The organism is Nosocomiicoccus sp. HMSC067E10 (genome assembly GCF_001810835.1).
In the GTDB taxonomy this organism is placed as follows: domain Bacteria; phylum Bacillota; class Bacilli; order Staphylococcales; family Salinicoccaceae; genus Nosocomiicoccus; species Nosocomiicoccus ampullae_A.
The window spans coordinates 98,597-115,524 of the sequence record NZ_KV802761.1 but is presented as its reverse complement, the minus strand read 5'-3'; the positions used below and the strand labels follow the sequence as shown (position 1 = coordinate 115,524).

Here is a 16,928-nt window from a genome sequence, read left to right as displayed (position 1 = left end):
TTCTGCATCTCTCCTACTTTTTAATTTTTATATTAATGATATACGTATCTTCATCTTCTGTTTTTTCACATAACACTTCATGACCGTGACGTTTAATTTTTTGAATTTCATTATCTAAATCATTCATGAGAAATGTCATGTCATCATTAAAGTTAATTTGCGTTTCTTTTTGTTTCAAACGGTTTTTAACGAGCTGCTCGGTATCTTTAACGGTTAAATCTTTGTCTTTTACTTTTTCTAACACTTCGTACTGCATAGCGTTATCTAAAGAAAGCATTGCCCTCGCGTGTCTTTCACTTATATCATTATTTTGTAACGCCGTTATAACGGGTGATGATAGCTTTAATAATCGTAATTTATTCGCGATAAAGGACTGACTTTTTCCAAGTGAATGCGCGAGATCCTTTTGTGTAATGTCATCCATAGATAATAAGTCTTTATATGCAAGTGCTTCTTCGTAAGGAGATAAGTCTTCACGTTGAATATTTTCAATAATCGCTATAACTGCTGCTTCTTGATCTGTAAAATAGCGAATAATCGATTCGACATTTTCAAAATGTAATGATTTTATTGCTCTAAAACGGCGTTCGCCTGCGATAATTTCATACATACCTTCTTCGATTGGTCGTAACGTAATCGGTTGAAGTAGACCATGAACTTCAATAGAATCGGCAAGTTCTTTGATCGATTTGTTATCAAATACTTTTCTCGGCTGGAATCTGTTCGGTACGATTTTTTCAACCGGTATTTTTTCAATCTTATCTTCAACGTGACGATCCGTTTTATCGAGTAGATTAAATAACTTTGAAAATGGCTTTTTCAACGTGATTCCTCCTTTACTTTACTAATGGTTTTTTATTCGGTGTACCTGGTTTTCTCGGGAAATCTCTCGGAGTTTTTCGTTTTTTATCGAATTCGATAATATAACGCTCGCTATTTTCATGTGGTAATGATAACGAGAACACTTGACTCAATTCTCCACCAAGTAATTCTAAAGCAAATTCCGCTTCTCTTAATTCTTCTTCTGCCTTTTGACCTTTTAATACGATTAAACGCCCACCTGTACGAACGAGTGGTAAACATAATTCTAGTAATACATTTAAGCGTGCAACTGCACGTGCTGTTACGATATCAAACATATGTCGTTGACCATGTTGACCGAATGTTTCTGCACGGTCATGTACTAATGTAATTTTATCTAATTTTAAGTTTGCTGTTAATTCATTTAAAAAAGTAATACGCTTTTTTAATGAATCGACGATCGTTATTTTTAAATCTGGACGAATGATTTTCATCGGTAATGAGGGGAACCCTGCACCTGCACCAACATCACAAATTGATGCACCTTCTTCGATATCTAAGTAAAATAACGGCGTAATTGAGTCATAGAAATGTTTTTCATACACTTCTTCTTCATCTGTAATTGCTGTTAAATTCATTTTTTCGTTCCATTCGACTAACATTTTAAAGTATATATCGAATTGTTCGAGCTGATAATCTGTCACTTCAATACCTTCGTCTTTTAAATAACTTATAAACTCTTCTCTTGTCATCATTATCCCTCTGAATTTAAGAAAAAAGGCTTAAATAAGCCTTTAATCTTGTATTTTCGCTATTTTCCCTTGTTCGATATAAACGAGTAAGATAGAAATATCTGCTGGGTTAACGCCAGAAATTCTAGACGCTTGTGCGAGATCTAACGGTCTTACTTCTTTTAACTTATCGCGCGCTTCTGACGCAAGTGAATGAATTTGATCGTAGTCGATATTATCTGGAATACGTTTACTTTCCATACGCTTCATTTTTTCAACTTGCGTTAAAGATTTTTTAATATAGCCATCGTATTTAATTTGAATTTCAATTTGTTCTTTCTCTTCAGGTGAAAGTACGGATTCTTCGTTTAGAATTTCCATAATATCATCGTAATTCATTTCTGGACGACGCAGTAAATCTCTAGCGAGAATACCGTCTTTTAATCGAGATCCACCTTTATTTTCAATAATAGACTGCGTATGTTCATTTGGTTTAATACGAATCGATTCGAGTTTTTCAAGTTCATTTTCAATTCTTGCTTTTTTACTTTGGAATCTCTCATAACGCTCTTCTGATATAAGTCCTTCACGGTATCCAATATCAGTTAATCGTAAATCTGCATTGTCGTGACGTAAAATTAAACGGTGTTCTGCACGAGACGTTAATAATCTATATGGTTCCTCTGTTCCTTTTGTTACTAGGTCATCGATTAACACACCGATATACGCATCTGTACGACTTAAAATTAATGGTTCTTTACCAAGTAATTTGTTTGCTGCGTTAATACCCGCGATAATACCTTGTGCAGCCGCTTCCTCATAACCACTTGTTCCATTAATTTGTCCTGCTGTAAATAAATTTTCTATTTTTTTAGTTTCAAGTGTTGGCCATAATTGTGTCGGTATGACCGCATCGTATTCAATTGCGTAACCTGTACGCATCATACGTGCATTTTTAAGTCCAGGAATTGTCTTTAACATTTCTTGTTGTACATGTTCTGGCATACTCGTAGATAACCCTTGTACATAGACTTCTTTTGTATGTCTACCTTCAGGCTCTAAGAATATTTGGTGACGTGGTTTATCGTTGAATCGGACGATTTTATCTTCGATAGATGGACAATATCTCGGCCCTGTACCTTCAATAAGTCCAGAATACATTGCTGAAAGATGTAAGTTATCGTTTATAATTTCGTGTGTAAATTCATTCGTGTGAGTCAGCCAACATGGGAGTTGATTCATATTAAATTCTGTTGTGTCATAACTAAATGCACGTGGTACATCGTCACCAGGTTGAATTTCAGTTTCCTCGTAATCGATTGAGTCTGAATTCACGCGTGGCGGTGTACCTGTTTTAAAACGAACGATTTCAAATCCTAGTTCTTTTAATTGATCTGCAAGTTTTAATGAAGGCATTTGATGGTTTGGTCCTGAAGAATATTTTAAGTTTCCTAAAATAATTTCTCCACGTAAAAATGTACCTGTCGTGATAATCACTGCATCACTATAATATTCAGTGTTAATATTAGTGCGGACACCTTTTACGACATCATCTTCGATAATTAAAGCATCGACCATCGCTTGAAGGATATCTAGATTTTCTTCATCTTCTAATACTTGCTTCATCACTTTTTGATAATCTAATTTATCTGCTTGTGCGCGTAATGCACGAACTGCAGGTCCTTTACCCGTATTTAACATACGCATTTGAATATTTGTTTTATCGACAACTTTTGCCATTTCTCCGCCAAGAGCATCCACTTCTCTTACGACGATACCTTTAGCTGGACCCCCTACTGACGGGTTGCATGGCATAAACGCAATATTATCTAGGTTGATTGTCAGCATTAAAGTTTTTAACCCTTTACGAGCCGTTGCAAGTCCCGCTTCAATACCCGCATGTCCTGCACCGACGACGATACAATCGTATTTATTATGCTCCATAATTTTTCCTCCTATTTTCCTAAACAGAATTGACTAAATAGCTGATCAATCAATTCTTCTGAAACATCTTGACCAATTACTTCTCCGAGTAATTGCCACGTTTTTACTAAATCTATTTGGATCATATCTACTGGAATATCCATTTCAGCAGCTTCGATCGCATCAATAATACTTCTATGCGCTTGTTCTAGTAGATGAATATGACGATTATTTGATACGTAAGTTGAATCTTGTATCGAAATACCACCACTAAAGAATAACTCTTTAATACTTTCTTCTAAATCTTTAATCCCTGTGCCCTCTGTAACAGAAGTTAACACGACAGGAAAATCATAATCTGATTTTAAAGTATCGATATCAATTGTACCTTCTAAATCTGTCTTGTTGACGATAATGATGACGTTACGCTCTTTTAAATTGTTTAATATATCTTTATCTTCTTCTGAAAAACCAGTCGTATGATCTAATAGATAAAGTATTAATTCTGCATTTTGTAACGCTTCACGTGAACGTTCGACACCGATTTTCTCAACGATATCTTCTGTTTCACGAATGCCTGCAGTGTCTGTGAGTTTTAACGGAATACCATTGACGTTGACGTATTCCTCTAAAATATCTCGCGTTGTTCCTGCGATATCAGTAACGATTGCACGGTTATCTTGAATGAGATAGTTTAATAAAGAACTTTTACCAACGTTTGGTTTTCCGACGATTACTGTATTTAATCCTTCACGTAAAATACGTCCTTCACGTGATGATTTTAATAGGTCCTCGATTTCTGTTTTAATCGTGCGCGATGCTTCGAGTAATTGACGCGTCGTTGCTTCTTCGACATCATCATACTCTGGATAATCGATATTAACCTCAACTTGAGCAAGTACTACTAATATTTCTTGTCGTAAATGTTCAATATACTCTTTTAAGCGTCCTTGCATTTGTTGGTTCGCAATTTTAGACGCGTCATCTGTCTTTGATCGTATGAAATCCATAATTCCTTCTGCTTGAGATAAATCAATACGTCCATTTAAAAATGCACGTTTTGTAAACTCTCCCGGCTCTGCCATTTCAGCGCCATTTTGTAATGTTAACTGAAGGATATGATTTATTGTATGAATACCACCGTGGCAGTTAATTTCAACGATATCTTCACGTGTATATGTTTTTGGTGCACGCATAACGGCTACCATTACTTCTTCGATTACTTCGTTCGTTTTTGGATCGACGATATGACCGTAATTGATCGTATGAGAGTCTACTTCCTTTAAACTCTTTTTACCTTTATATAGTCGGTCTGCGATGGCGATTGCTTCATCTCCTGAAAGTCTGACAATTGCGATGGCTCCTTCACCAACCGGTGTTGATATACTCGAAATTGTGTCAAATTTCATTGGATTATCCCTCTATTCTCTTTCAATAACAATATGACGATTTGGTTCTTTACCAGCTGAGTAAGTTTTGATGTTTGTAACGTTATAAAGAGCGTTATGAATGATCTTTCTTTCATATGCTGGCATCGGTTCTAAGTGTACTGGTAGGTTTGTACGTACTGCTTTTTTCGACATATTAATCGCAAGATTTTCAAGTATTTCTTCGCGTTTTTCGCGATAGTTTTCTGTATCGATAATAATTCTTCCGTAACCTTTATATATTCTATTGAAGTAATGCTGGCCAATTTCACTTAACGCATTTAATGTCGATCCACGTTTACCGATGACTTTTGCCGCTTTATCTGCAAATACGTTAATCATTACTGTACGATCGTCGACTGTATAATCTGTATAGTTAGAAATACCCATTTCATTAACAACAGATTGAATATAATTCGCTGTACTTTCGACTGCTTCATCGAACGTAAATTTCGGAGTTTGTACATCAGTCTCTTCATATGAATCGTCTAATTGCTCTTCGTGTTGTTCAACAGTATCTTCTTTCATATCTACAACTTCTTCGACAGTATCTACTTGATTAACGTCTGTCTCTTCTTCTACAAATTCTTGTTCAGTAACCTCTAATTCTGTAGTTTCTTCTATAGAATCTTCCAGGTGCCTCATTTGAACTGCTTCAATTGTATTTAATTGTTTTAACTCCGGATTAATAATCGTAAGTTTAACTTCAGCTTCTTTTTTCATTAAACCTAAGAAACCTTTAGAACCTTGTTGTAGTACGTCAATACTGATGTCTGACTCTTCGACATTTAAATCGTTTAAACCTTTTTGCAGCGCGTCTTCTACAGTTTCACCTCTGTAAACTTTATACATGTGTCTATCCTCCATTATTTTATGCATTTTGCGATTCGCAAAACGTGTAATAAAGACTTTTCAATGTCGTGATAGTCCATATCTTTAACAGGCTGTCTTGCAATCACAATGTATTCTGTTGTTTTAAGTGTGTCTTTATGTTGAGTGAAAAATGCGCGGATTCGACGTTTAATTTGATTTCTTTTTACGGCATTGCCTAATTTTTTCGAAACACTGATACCGAGTCTAAAATGTGTTTCATCAGACTTTTCTTTCGTATAAATAACGAATTGTCGATTCGCAACAGACTTACCTTTTTTAAAGACATACTGAAAATCTTTTTGTTTTTTAATACGATACTCTTTTTTCATACAACTGTACCTCTTTATGATTACATATTATACAAAATATAGACATGATATGACACTTTATGAATTGACACAAAAAAAGATCACCTATGACTAGATGATCTTCATATTATGCAGATAATACTTTTCTACCTTTTCTTCTGCGACGCGCAAGTACTTTACGTCCATTTTTAGTACTCATTCTCGCACGAAATCCGTGTACTTTTGAACGCTTGCGTTTATTTGGTTGATACGTACGTTTAGGCATAACTACACCTCCATGTAATCCAATGCTATATGAATTTTTCTGTCAATAATTTTAGCAACTACTACATAATAACAGAATCCAAATACCATTTCAATTATTTTTTTGGCATTATTACGTATTCTAACAGATTAAATTAGATGTTTTCTTCGTAAAAATGTGGATAACTTTTCAATGAATTTTAGTTTTCCACCACATTGTGCATAACTTATACACAAAATAACACACATTTAATTATTTATGTGGATAACTTGTGGATTTGTGGATACTTTTGTTGGAACATTGATATATTAACGTTTATCTATTATAATTTTTATTGAATTCTATGTGAATAACTAAAAACATAAGTGTTTTATCCACATTTGTGGAAAGGTTGTGGATAACTTTTATCACCATTGTTTATATTTTTATCCACAGTATGTGAATTATCTTAAAAGTGAGGTTAAATTTATGGATGGTTTAGGAGAAATTTGGAAAAAGATTTTAGATGAAATCGAACAAAATGTGTCTAGTGCAAGTTTTGGTGTTTGGTTCGCAGACTTAAAATTAGTAGAACTTTCTCAAGAAAATGCAGTGATTGAATCAAGTTCAGAATTCAATCGTAACTGGCTAGAAGATCATTATAAAGATCTCATTGCAGAATCTATTTTTAAAGTAGTCGGTGAATCGCCTGAGATTACACTCATTGTCGCTGGTGAAGAATCAGTAAATTCATCTATAGTTAAAGATGAAAAACCAGTTGAACCTACTGAAGAACGTGTATTTAATATTAACGAAGAAAACACATTCGATACATTTGTTATTGGAAATGGAAATCGATTTGCACATGCTGCTTCACTCGCAGTCGCTGAAGCACCTGCAAAAGCATATAACCCACTATTTATATATGGTGGTGTTGGATTAGGGAAAACCCATTTAATGCACGCAATCGGTAACTATATTCAAAAAACACGTCCAGATGCTAAAGTCGCATACCTATCAAGCGAACGTTTTACGAATGATTTTATCAACTCGATTCGTGATAACAAACCTGAAGCATTTAGAAATAAATATCGAAATATTGATGTCTTATTAATCGATGACATTCAATTTTTAGCAGGAAAAGAGCAAACACAAGAAGAGTTCTTCCATACATTTAACGCACTTCATGATGAAGATAAACAAATCGTAATTACAAGTGATCGTACGCCAAAAGAAATCCCTACATTAGAAGATAGATTACGATCACGATTTGGTTGGGGGTTAATTACAGATATTACTCCACCTGACCTTGAAACGAGAATTGCAATATTAAAGAAAAAATGTGAAGAAGCAAACGTCGTCATTCCAAAAGAATCGATGCTGTACATCGCAAATCAAATTGATACGAATATTCGTGAACTAGAAGGTGCCTTAACACGAGTCGCAGCATACGCAAAACTAACAAATCAAGAAATGTCTCCAGAAGTTGTTGCGGAAGCTCTAAAAGATATTGTCAAAGAGCCAAAACAAAGAAAAATTAGTATAGAAGATATACAAGCAGTTGTCGCTGAACATTACAGCATTAAAATAGATGATTTTAGTTCTAAAAAAAGAACGCGCTCTATCGCATTTCCACGACACGTCGCAATGTATTTATCGCGTGAACTCACAGATAACTCTTTACCAAAAATTGGAGAGATTTTTGGCGGTAGAGATCATACGACGGTTATTCATGCGCACGAAAAAATTTCTAAATTACTACAAACTGACGAAGAATTCGTAGAGGAATTAAAAGAAATCGAAAATAAACTCGGTTAATATTATGTGAGTAATGTGGATAAATGGTACACTAATATCAACAGTTTATACACATGTGAATAACTTTGATATATCAACGTGTTTTCCACTTATCCACATATTCACAGTGCCTACTACGACTTTTACTATTTTTATATATAATATATAGAATAAAAGGAGTTATCATATGCAAATACAAATTCAACGTGCTTATTTCACAGAACAACTAAACGACGTATTAAAAGCAATATCAAATCGTACAACGCTTCCTATTTTGTCAGGAATTAAAGTAGAAGTATCTTCTGACAAATTAGTACTAATAGGAAGTAACGGAGAGATTTCAATCGAAATCACAATTCCAACAGAAGTAGATAACGAAGAAATTTTAACAGTTACTGAACCTGGTGAAGCAGTCTTACCTGCAAGATTTTTCACAGATATCGTTAAAAAATTAGATGGAGATTACGTCCAATTAAAATCAACAGATCAATTTGGAATTCAATTGAGTGGAGGTAAATCTAATTTCGTCATTAGTGGATCAAATCCAGATCACTACCCACTACTTCCTGAAGTGAATAACGAAGAAAGTATTAAAATCGCAGCATCTGTTTTAAAAACGATTATTAACGAGACAAACTTTGCAGTATCAAGTTCAGAAACTCGCCCAGTTTTAACAGGTGTTAACTGGCAATTCTTTGATGAGTCACTGCATTTTACAGCGACAGATTCACATAGACTTGCGCTACGTAAGTTAAATGACAAAGAAAACTCTATCGAAATTAGTAATGCGATTATTCCTGGTAAAGCATTACACGAACTAAATAAAATTATCGAAGATAGTGAAGAAGATGTGGAAATTAACTTCTCACAAAACCAAGTATTATTTAAATACGGTCATTTAAGATTTATCTCTCGTTTACTAGAAGGAAATTATCCTGACACGTCAAGATTGTTCCCAGAAAACTTCGAGACAAAGTTAGTAATCAATAATAATGAATTTTTAAAAGCGATTGACCGAGTGTCATTACTTGCACTTGAGGGTGGAAATAGCGCGATTAAAATGACAATCGACAATAGTCGTGTTCTTTTATCGTCAAATAGTCCAGAAATTGGAAACGTAGAAGAAGAAGTCGGTGCACTAAATTTAGAAGGTGAACCGCTACAAATTTCATTCAACTCAAGATATATGATGGACGCGCTACGTGCAATCCCTGAAGAAGAAGTTTCAATTGAGTTCTTTGGAACGATGAAACCATTTACGATTCAATCAAGTACATCAAACGATGTTGTTCAATTAATTTTACCAATTAGAACTTACTAAATTTATAAGCTATATGCCTCATGTTTTAAAATATGAGCATATAGCTTTTTTAATTGTTATTAAGTAGGTGGAGTACAAAATAATATAAAAGCCCTCTATGACCCTTAAAATAGCGATTAAGATGAAAATACACCGAAAATACTGTATAATATAAACAATACGAGGAGGAAAAACAGATGGAAATCGTTCAATTAAGTGATGGAATTATTACAATCGGTCAATTTTTAAAACACCAGTCTATTATTCAGTCTGGTGGAGAAGCAAAGTGGTTTCTTGCAGAGAATGAAGTGTATTTAAACGATGAACCCGAAAATCGTCGTGGTAAAAAGCTTCATCATGGTGACGTCCTCGATTTAGGTGAGTTTGGAGTATATCGAATAGAGTATGTAGATGAAACTATCTAGTATACATTTAGAAAATTTTCGTAATTACGAGTCATTGTCACTCGACTTTCACGACAAGTTGAACGTTTTTATCGGAAAGAATGCACAAGGAAAAACCAACCTACTCGAGTCGATCTATTGTCTCGCAACGACAAAAAGTCATCGTACGACGCGCGATAAAGAAATAATTCGAATGAATCAAGATGAAGCATTAATTTCTGGATATGTACAAAATAGATTTAGTGAAATACCGATATCACTTTTACTTTCTAAAAGTGGAAAACGTGCAAAAATCAATCATATTGAGATGGCTAAATTATCTCAGTATGTCGGGGCACTGAACTGTGTATTATTTGCACCAGAAGATTTAGAGATTGTTAAAGGTGCACCAGAAGTACGTCGTAACTTTATCGATGTAGAGTGTGGTCAAATTTCTAAAATATATTTACAAAGCTTATCAGACTATAAACGTGTCTTAAAACAAAAAAACTTGTATTTAAAAGAAAGACACGTCGATAAAATGATGGTCGAAATCTTTAACGATCAACTCGTTGAAGCAGCATTAGAAATCATTAATAAGCGCGAAGCATTTGTTGAAGCCTTAAATGAGTATGCAAAACAAATACATAGCGACATTTCAAATAATCAAGAAAATTTAACAGTTGAATATCGTCCAAATATTAAATGTTTAGAACTTAAAAAAGAAGAACGATTACAGTTTTTAAAAGAAACTTATGCATCTGTAATCGATAACGAAATAGAACGTCGACAATGTTTAATCGGTCCACATCGAGATGATTTAAAGTTTTATATTAATGATATGGATGTGCAGACATACGGTTCACAAGGTCAACAACGCTCGACTGCGTTGTCTTTAAAACTTGCAGAACTCGATGTTATCGCAAATGAAATTGGAGAGTATCCAATTTTACTGTTAGATGATGTACTCAGTGAACTTGACGAGCACCGTCAAGCACACCTACTAACGTCGATACGTAACCGTGTACAGACGTTTGTAACGACGACTTCAATTAGTGATATTAACCATCAAATTATGGATGAAATGAATTTATACACGATTGAAGAAGGTACGGTTAAAAAATAGCGGAAGGTGACAAAATGGCAGAACAAAGACATGAATCTTATGATGCAACCCAAATACAAGTACTTGAAGGTTTGGAAGCAGTAAGAAAACGTCCGGGTATGTATATCGGCTCGACGTCTTCTAGAGGGTTACACCATTTAGTGTGGGAAATCGTCGATAACTCTATTGACGAGGCGCTCGCTGGCTATGCATCAGCAGTCGACATTATATTAGAGAAAGATGGCTGGGTAAAAGTTATCGATGATGGACGTGGTATTCCAGTCGATATTCAAGAATCGATGGGACGTCCTGCGGTAGAGGTTATTTTAACAGTCCTTCACGCAGGAGGTAAATTCGGTGGCGGTGGATATAAAGTATCTGGTGGTCTACACGGTGTAGGATCTTCAGTAGTAAACGCCTTATCTGAGTCATTAGAAGTATATGTTCATAGAGATAAAAAAGTGCATTTCCAAAGTTATACGCGCGGAGTGCCTGATGCTGACTTAGAAGTCATCGATAAAACAAACAAAACAGGTACTGTTATTCGTTTCAAAGCAGATGCTGAAATATTTACAGAGACACAAGAATATGAAGTTGAAATACTCGAAAAACGTGTAAAAGAACTCGCGTTTTTAAATAAAGGTTTAACAATTCGTCTAAAAGATGAACGTACATCAGACGGTGAAACATATGAGTACCACTATGAAGGCGGTTTAAAGTCATATGTTGAAGAACTAAACAAAAATAAAGAAATCTTAACTGAAGAAGTCATCTATCTAGATGGTGACAAAGAAAACGTAGAAGTTGAAATATCTATGCAGTATCATAGAGGTTTTTCATCGAACGTTTTAACATATGCAAACAATATCCACACTTATGAAGGTGGTACGCACGAAGAAGGATTTAGACGTGCGTTAACACGTGTCATAAACAACTACGGATTTAGTCAAAATATTTTAAAAGAAAACGACGAACGTTTATCAGGTGAAGATGTTAGAGAAGGTCTGACTGCAGTTGTGTCCATCAAACATACAGATCCTCAGTTTGAAGGACAGACAAAAACTAAGTTAGGTAACTCTGAAGTACGTTCGATTACAGATCAATTATTCTCTGAAGGGTTTGAACGTTATTTACTAGAAAACCCACAAGAAGCAAGAATGATTGTCGAAAAAGGAATTACCGCACAACATGCGCGTGTTGCAGCACGTAAAGCACGTGAAATGACGCGACGTAAATCTGCTTTAGAAGTATCAAGTTTACCAGGAAAACTAGCAGATTGTTCATCAAAAGATCCAAGTATTTCTGAGCTATTTATCGTTGAGGGTGACTCAGCAGGTGGTTCAGCAAAATCTGGTCGTAACTCGACAGTACAAGCTATTTTACCGTTACGAGGTAAAATTTTAAACGTTGAAAAAGCGCGACTCGACCGTATATTAGAAAATAACGAAATTCGTGCGATTATCACAGCGCTCGGTACTGGAATTGGAGAAGAATTTGATTTAGAAAAAGCACGTTATCATAAAGTCGTTATTATGACAGACGCAGACGTTGATGGTGCACATATCCGTACACTATTACTCACGTTCTTCTATCGCTTTATGCGTCCGTTAATTGAAGCAGGATATATTTACATTGCACAACCACCACTTTATAAAGTGGAGCAAGGTAAGAAAAAACATTATGTCTATGATGACGAAGCGCTTGAAGAACTACGTCGTACACTACCAGAAACACCAAAAATCTCAATTTCACGTTACAAAGGTCTCGGTGAAATGAACGCAGACCAATTATGGGAAACGACGATGGACGAAGAAAATCGTACACTCTTACAAGTTGAGTTGTCAGATGCGATTGAAGCGGACCAAGTATTTGAGATGTTAATGGGTGACATCGTAGAGTTACGCCGTGAATTCATTGAAGAAAACGCAAGATATGTAGAAAACTTAGATGTTTAAGGAGGAAATTTAATTGGCTGAACATAGTAATATTCAACCCGTAAATATTAGTAAAACGATGAAGAGTTCCTTCTTGAGCTATGCGATGAGTGTTATCGTATCACGTGCGTTACCAGATGTTCGAGACGGATTAAAGCCAGTACACCGTAGAATTTTATACGGTATGTATGATAACGGTATGACGAACGACAAACCGTTTAAAAAATCAGCACGTATCGTCGGAGACGTAATGGGTAAATATCACCCACATGGTGACTCTTCAATTTATGAAGCGATGGTGAGACTCGCACAAGACTTCTCAACGCGTTATCCACTCGTTCATGGACAAGGGAACTTTGGTTCAATGGACGGTGACGGAGCAGCTGCACAGCGTTACACAGAAGCAAAAATGTCGAAAATCGCGATGGAACTATTAAGAGATATTAACAAAAATACGATCGATTTCGCACCAAACTACGATGAAACAGAACGGGAACCAGTCGTATTACCGGCACACTTTCCGAACTTACTCGTCAATGGTGCGTCAGGAATTGCAGTCGGTATGGCGACAAATATACCACCACATAACTTAGTAGAATCTATTAATGGTGTCCTTGCTCTTTCAGAAAATCCAGACATTACGACGCTAGAGTTAATGGATATTATTAAAGGACCTGATTTCCCAACAGCAGGACTGATTATGGGACGCTCTGGTATTAAAAAAGCGTATGAAACAGGTCGTGGTTCGATTATTATGCGTGCGAAATGTACGATTGAAGAAATGAAAAACGGTAAAGAACGTATCGTCGTTTCTGAAATTCCATACCAAGTAAACAAAGCACGTTTAGTCGAAAAAATCGCAGAACTTGTACGCGATAAAAAAATCGAAGGTATTACAGATTTACGTGATGAAACGTCACTTCAAGAAGGCGTTAAAATCATCATTGAGATTCGTCGCGATCAAAACGCGAACGTTATATTAAACAACTTATATAAACAAACACCTCTACAATTATCGTTTGGTGTCAACATGCTCGCTCTTGTAAATGGTGAACCTCAAACACTCACGTTAAAAGAGATGTTATATCACTATCTTGAGCACCAAAAAGAAGTCGTAACAAGACGCACAGAGTTCGATTTAGATCGTGCGAAAGCACGTGCACACATTTTAGAAGGACTCATGATTGCACTCGATCATATCGATGAAATCATCGCTTTAATTCGTGCGTCAGAAACAGATGAAGAAGCTAAATTAGGCTTAATGGAGCAATTTAATTTATCTGAAAAGCAAGCACAAGCGATATTAGATATGAGATTACGTCGCCTTACAGGTTTAGAGCGCGACAAAATCCAATCAGAGTACGATGAGCTTATGAAAACTATCGAATCACTTCAAGCGATTTTAGATTCTGAAGATAAACTGTTAGAGCTTATCCGTAAAGAATTAATTGAAATTCGCGATAAATATGGTGATGAGCGCCGTACAGAAATCACTGCAGGCGCAATAGATATCGAAGATGAGGATTTAATTCCAGAAGAACAAATCGTCGTCACGTTATCTCATAAAAACTATATTAAACGTCTCCCAGCTGACACGTATCGCGCACAAAAACGCGGTGGACGCGGTATTCAAGGTATGAATACGGTGGAAGATGACTTCGTTGAAAAAATCGTAGCGATGTCGACACACGATTATTTATTATTCTTTACGAATAAAGGTCGTGTATACCGACTCAAAGGATACGAAGTTGCGGAATTATCGCGTCAATCTAAAGGTATTCCAATCGTTAATATGATTGAAGTCGATAAAGACGAAAAAATCACGACGATGTTATCGGTTAAAGATAAAGACGGAGATACGGATGGCTATCACCTACTATTCGTTACGCGTAATGGTCTTGTGAAACGTACGAAACTATCAGAATTTAACCGTATTAATCGTAACGGTAAAATCGCAATTACGTTTAGAGATAACGATGAATTACTCGCAGTTCGTCTTACAGACGGTCAATCAGAAGTAATCATTGGATCTAAACAAGGACAACTCATTCGTTTCGATGAAAACGACGTTCGTTCTATGGGACGTACGGCAGCAGGTGTACTTGGAATGCGTCTACGTGAAGGTGATGAAGTCGTTGGAATTGATATATTAAAAGAAAATCAACACGTGTTAGTCGTGACAAATAAAGGTTACGGTAAACAGACGATTGAAAGTGCGTATCGTCAAACGAAACGTGGCGGTCTCGGAGTTAAAACGATTTACTTAACTGAAAAAATCGGAGAACTCGAGTCTATCGCTGCGGTTGACGGAAACGAAGATTTAATGGTCGTTACAAATCGTGGTGTCATTATTCGATTCGCGATTAGTGATGTATCGATTACGGGACGTAGTACTCAAGGTGTTCGTCTAATGCGCTTAGATGACTCTAACAACGTTGTTACTGTAGCGGTTGTTAAAGATGTTGAAGCGGATATTGAAGACGAAGTAGAAAATACCGAAGAATAAATTAAAAGTTGGAGATTTTCTCCAACTTTTTTTGATTTTAAAAAATGTAAACGTTATACTGTTGTTAAATTCAGAGTTTTAAGGAGGAATTGAGTTGGTAGTTTTAAAATTAGATGGAAGCGCTTTAGAAATTAAGGATATTAAATCATTTTTACAACATGAAAATTCTAAAATTGAAGTGACCGAAGACGCGTATAAAAGAGTTCATGCATCAAGACAAATCGTTGAAAACATCATCGATAATGAACGTACAATTTACGGGATTACAACAGGTTTTGGACTGTTTAGTGACGTCTTAATTTCAAAAGAAAAAACATCACAGCTTCAAACAAATCTTATTCGCTCTCATGCGGTTGGTGTTGGAAATTATTTAAGTGAAAATACTGCACTACTCATGATGGTATTACGTTTAAATACAATGTTAAAAGGACATTCAGGCGTGAGAACAATTCTCGTCGATCAGTTAAAAACATTTATTAACGAAAGAATTATTCCAGCCATTCCAGAACAAGGTTCTTTAGGTGCTTCAGGAGATCTCGCACCGTTATCTCATATGGCACTTCCACTAACTGGTGAAGGTGAAGTGTTAAAAGACGGTAAAGTGACTCCGACTATTGAAGTGTTAAAAGAAAAACAAATCGAACCAATTGAACTTGCTGCAAAAGAAGGTCTCGCTTTAATTAACGGTACACAAGCGATGACAGCAGTTGGTGTCATTACATATATCGAAGCAGAAAAGCTGATGGAAGATAGTTTATGGATTTCATCTTTAACACATCAAAGTTTACATGGTATTACAGACGCATACGATGAAAAAATTCACATTGCACGTGGATACGATGAGCAAATTTACGTTGCGAAAAAAATGAGAGAGTATTTAAAAGACTCAAAACTGACTACACATCAAGGTGAATTACGTGTACAAGATGCATACTCACTTCGTTGTATTCCACAAGTGCACGGCGCAAGTTTCCAAACGTTAAAATATGTAAAAGAAAAGTTAGAAATTGAAATGAACGCTGCAAATGATAACCCATTAATATTTAGTGAAAACGAAGTCTACTCTGGTGGAAACTTCCACGGACAACCGATCGCTATCGCGATGGATTTATTAAAAATCGGTGTTGCAGAAATTGCAAATATTTCAGAAAGACGCATCGAGCGATTAGTAAACCCAGATTTAAACGACGGATTACCAGCATTTTTAAGTCCAGAAGATGGACTACAGTCAGGTGCAATGATTTTACAATATATGGCGGCAAGTTTAGTTTCTGAAAACAAAACACTCGCACATCCAGCATCTGTTGATTCAATACCGTCTAGTGGAAACCAAGAAGATCACGTTTCTATGGGAACAATTGGTGCTAGACACGCTAGAGACATCGTGGAAAACGTTCGAAACGTCCTTGCAACTGAGTTGTTCATCGCACTAAGTGCTGTAGAAATTCGTGGTGTGGACAAACTATCACCAAAAACGAAAGAGAAATTTGACGAATATAGAAAAGTTGCGGCGTTTATCGACCAAGACCGTAAATTCTCAGATGATATCAAACAACTATCACTCGCATTACGTGCTATTCAAAGTATTTAATCGGTCTTTTTTTTATGTCATGAACT

General features: G+C 35.8%; 14 protein-coding genes. 7 read left to right on the top strand and 7 right to left on the bottom strand.

Features of this window, described 5'->3' with window-relative positions; translation table 11 throughout:
* Nucleotides 1-13: 13 nt before the first annotated feature.
* The 7 genes from HMPREF2767_RS03660 to rpmH all read right to left on the bottom strand — a co-directional run bounded on the left by HMPREF2767_RS03660 (nt 14) and on the right by rpmH (nt 6,328).
* A complete protein-coding gene (locus HMPREF2767_RS03660) occupies nt 14-823 on the bottom strand; it encodes a ParB/RepB/Spo0J family partition protein (RefSeq protein ID WP_068129056.1) in 810 nt (269 codons plus the stop codon).
* Nucleotides 824-836: 13 nt separating this feature from the next.
* A complete protein-coding gene (gene rsmG, locus HMPREF2767_RS03655; RefSeq protein WP_070622647.1) occupies nt 837-1,553 on the bottom strand; it encodes a 16S rRNA (guanine(527)-N(7))-methyltransferase RsmG in 717 nt (238 codons plus the stop codon).
* Nucleotides 1,554-1,595: 42 nt separating this feature from the next.
* On the bottom strand, nt 1,596-3,476 hold the full coding sequence (mnmG, locus tag HMPREF2767_RS03650; RefSeq protein WP_070622646.1) for a tRNA uridine-5-carboxymethylaminomethyl(34) synthesis enzyme MnmG: 1,881 nt from the start codon (nt 3,474-3,476) through the stop codon (nt 1,596-1,598).
* A gap of 11 nt (nt 3,477-3,487) precedes the next feature.
* On the bottom strand, nt 3,488-4,864 hold the full coding sequence (mnmE, locus tag HMPREF2767_RS03645; protein ID WP_068129060.1) for a tRNA uridine-5-carboxymethylaminomethyl(34) synthesis GTPase MnmE: 1,377 nt from the start codon (nt 4,862-4,864) through the stop codon (nt 3,488-3,490).
* A 12-nt stretch (nt 4,865-4,876) separates the two neighbouring features.
* Nucleotides 4,877-5,734: an RNA-binding cell elongation regulator Jag/EloR gene (jag, locus tag HMPREF2767_RS03640; protein WP_070622645.1), complete on the bottom strand. Its 858-nt coding sequence runs from the start codon at nt 5,732-5,734 to the stop codon at nt 4,877-4,879.
* A 14-nt stretch (nt 5,735-5,748) separates the two neighbouring features.
* Complete coding sequence (rnpA, locus tag HMPREF2767_RS03635; protein ID WP_068129064.1) at nt 5,749-6,084, bottom strand: ribonuclease P protein component; 336 nt, start codon at nt 6,082-6,084, stop codon at nt 5,749-5,751.
* 106 nt (nt 6,085-6,190) lie between these two features.
* Nucleotides 6,191-6,328 carry a 50S ribosomal protein L34 gene (rpmH, locus tag HMPREF2767_RS03630; protein ID WP_040928948.1) on the bottom strand — a complete coding sequence of 46 codons (138 nt, stop codon included), beginning with the start codon at nt 6,326-6,328 and terminating at the stop codon, nt 6,191-6,193.
* A gap of 447 nt (nt 6,329-6,775) precedes the next feature.
* Between rpmH and dnaA the strand changes: the two genes are divergently transcribed.
* The 7 genes from dnaA (at nt 6,776) to hutH (ending at nt 16,902) form a co-directional block, all read left to right on the top strand.
* Complete coding sequence (gene dnaA, locus HMPREF2767_RS03625) at nt 6,776-8,104, top strand: chromosomal replication initiator protein DnaA (protein ID WP_068129066.1); 1,329 nt, start codon at nt 6,776-6,778, stop codon at nt 8,102-8,104.
* Between the two features lie 166 nt (nt 8,105-8,270).
* Entirely contained in the window at nt 8,271-9,404 is a 1,134-nt protein-coding gene (gene dnaN, locus HMPREF2767_RS03620) for a DNA polymerase III subunit beta (RefSeq protein WP_070622644.1), read from the top strand.
* Between the two features lie 176 nt (nt 9,405-9,580).
* Nucleotides 9,581-9,808 carry a S4 domain-containing protein YaaA gene (gene yaaA, locus HMPREF2767_RS03615; protein ID WP_040928956.1) on the top strand — a complete coding sequence of 76 codons (228 nt, stop codon included), beginning with the start codon at nt 9,581-9,583 and terminating at the stop codon, nt 9,806-9,808.
* Nucleotides 9,795-10,892 (top strand): DNA replication/repair protein RecF, encoded by a 1,098-nt coding sequence (gene recF / locus HMPREF2767_RS03610; RefSeq protein WP_070457169.1) that lies wholly within the window; start codon nt 9,795-9,797, stop codon nt 10,890-10,892. The genes yaaA and recF overlap by 14 nt, the downstream gene beginning before the upstream one ends.
* A 14-nt stretch (nt 10,893-10,906) precedes the next feature.
* Nucleotides 10,907-12,826, top strand: a complete 1,920-nt coding sequence (gyrB, locus tag HMPREF2767_RS03605; RefSeq protein ID WP_070457168.1) for a DNA topoisomerase (ATP-hydrolyzing) subunit B — start codon at nt 10,907-10,909, stop codon at nt 12,824-12,826.
* Between the two features lie 13 nt (nt 12,827-12,839).
* Nucleotides 12,840-15,311: a DNA gyrase subunit A gene (gene gyrA / locus HMPREF2767_RS03600; RefSeq protein WP_083302045.1), complete on the top strand. Its 2,472-nt coding sequence runs from the start codon at nt 12,840-12,842 to the stop codon at nt 15,309-15,311.
* Nucleotides 15,312-15,405: 94 nt separating this feature from the next.
* Nucleotides 15,406-16,902: a histidine ammonia-lyase gene (hutH, locus tag HMPREF2767_RS03595; RefSeq protein ID WP_068129073.1), complete on the top strand. Its 1,497-nt coding sequence runs from the start codon at nt 15,406-15,408 to the stop codon at nt 16,900-16,902.
* The last annotated feature ends 26 nt before the right edge of the window (nt 16,903-16,928 follow it).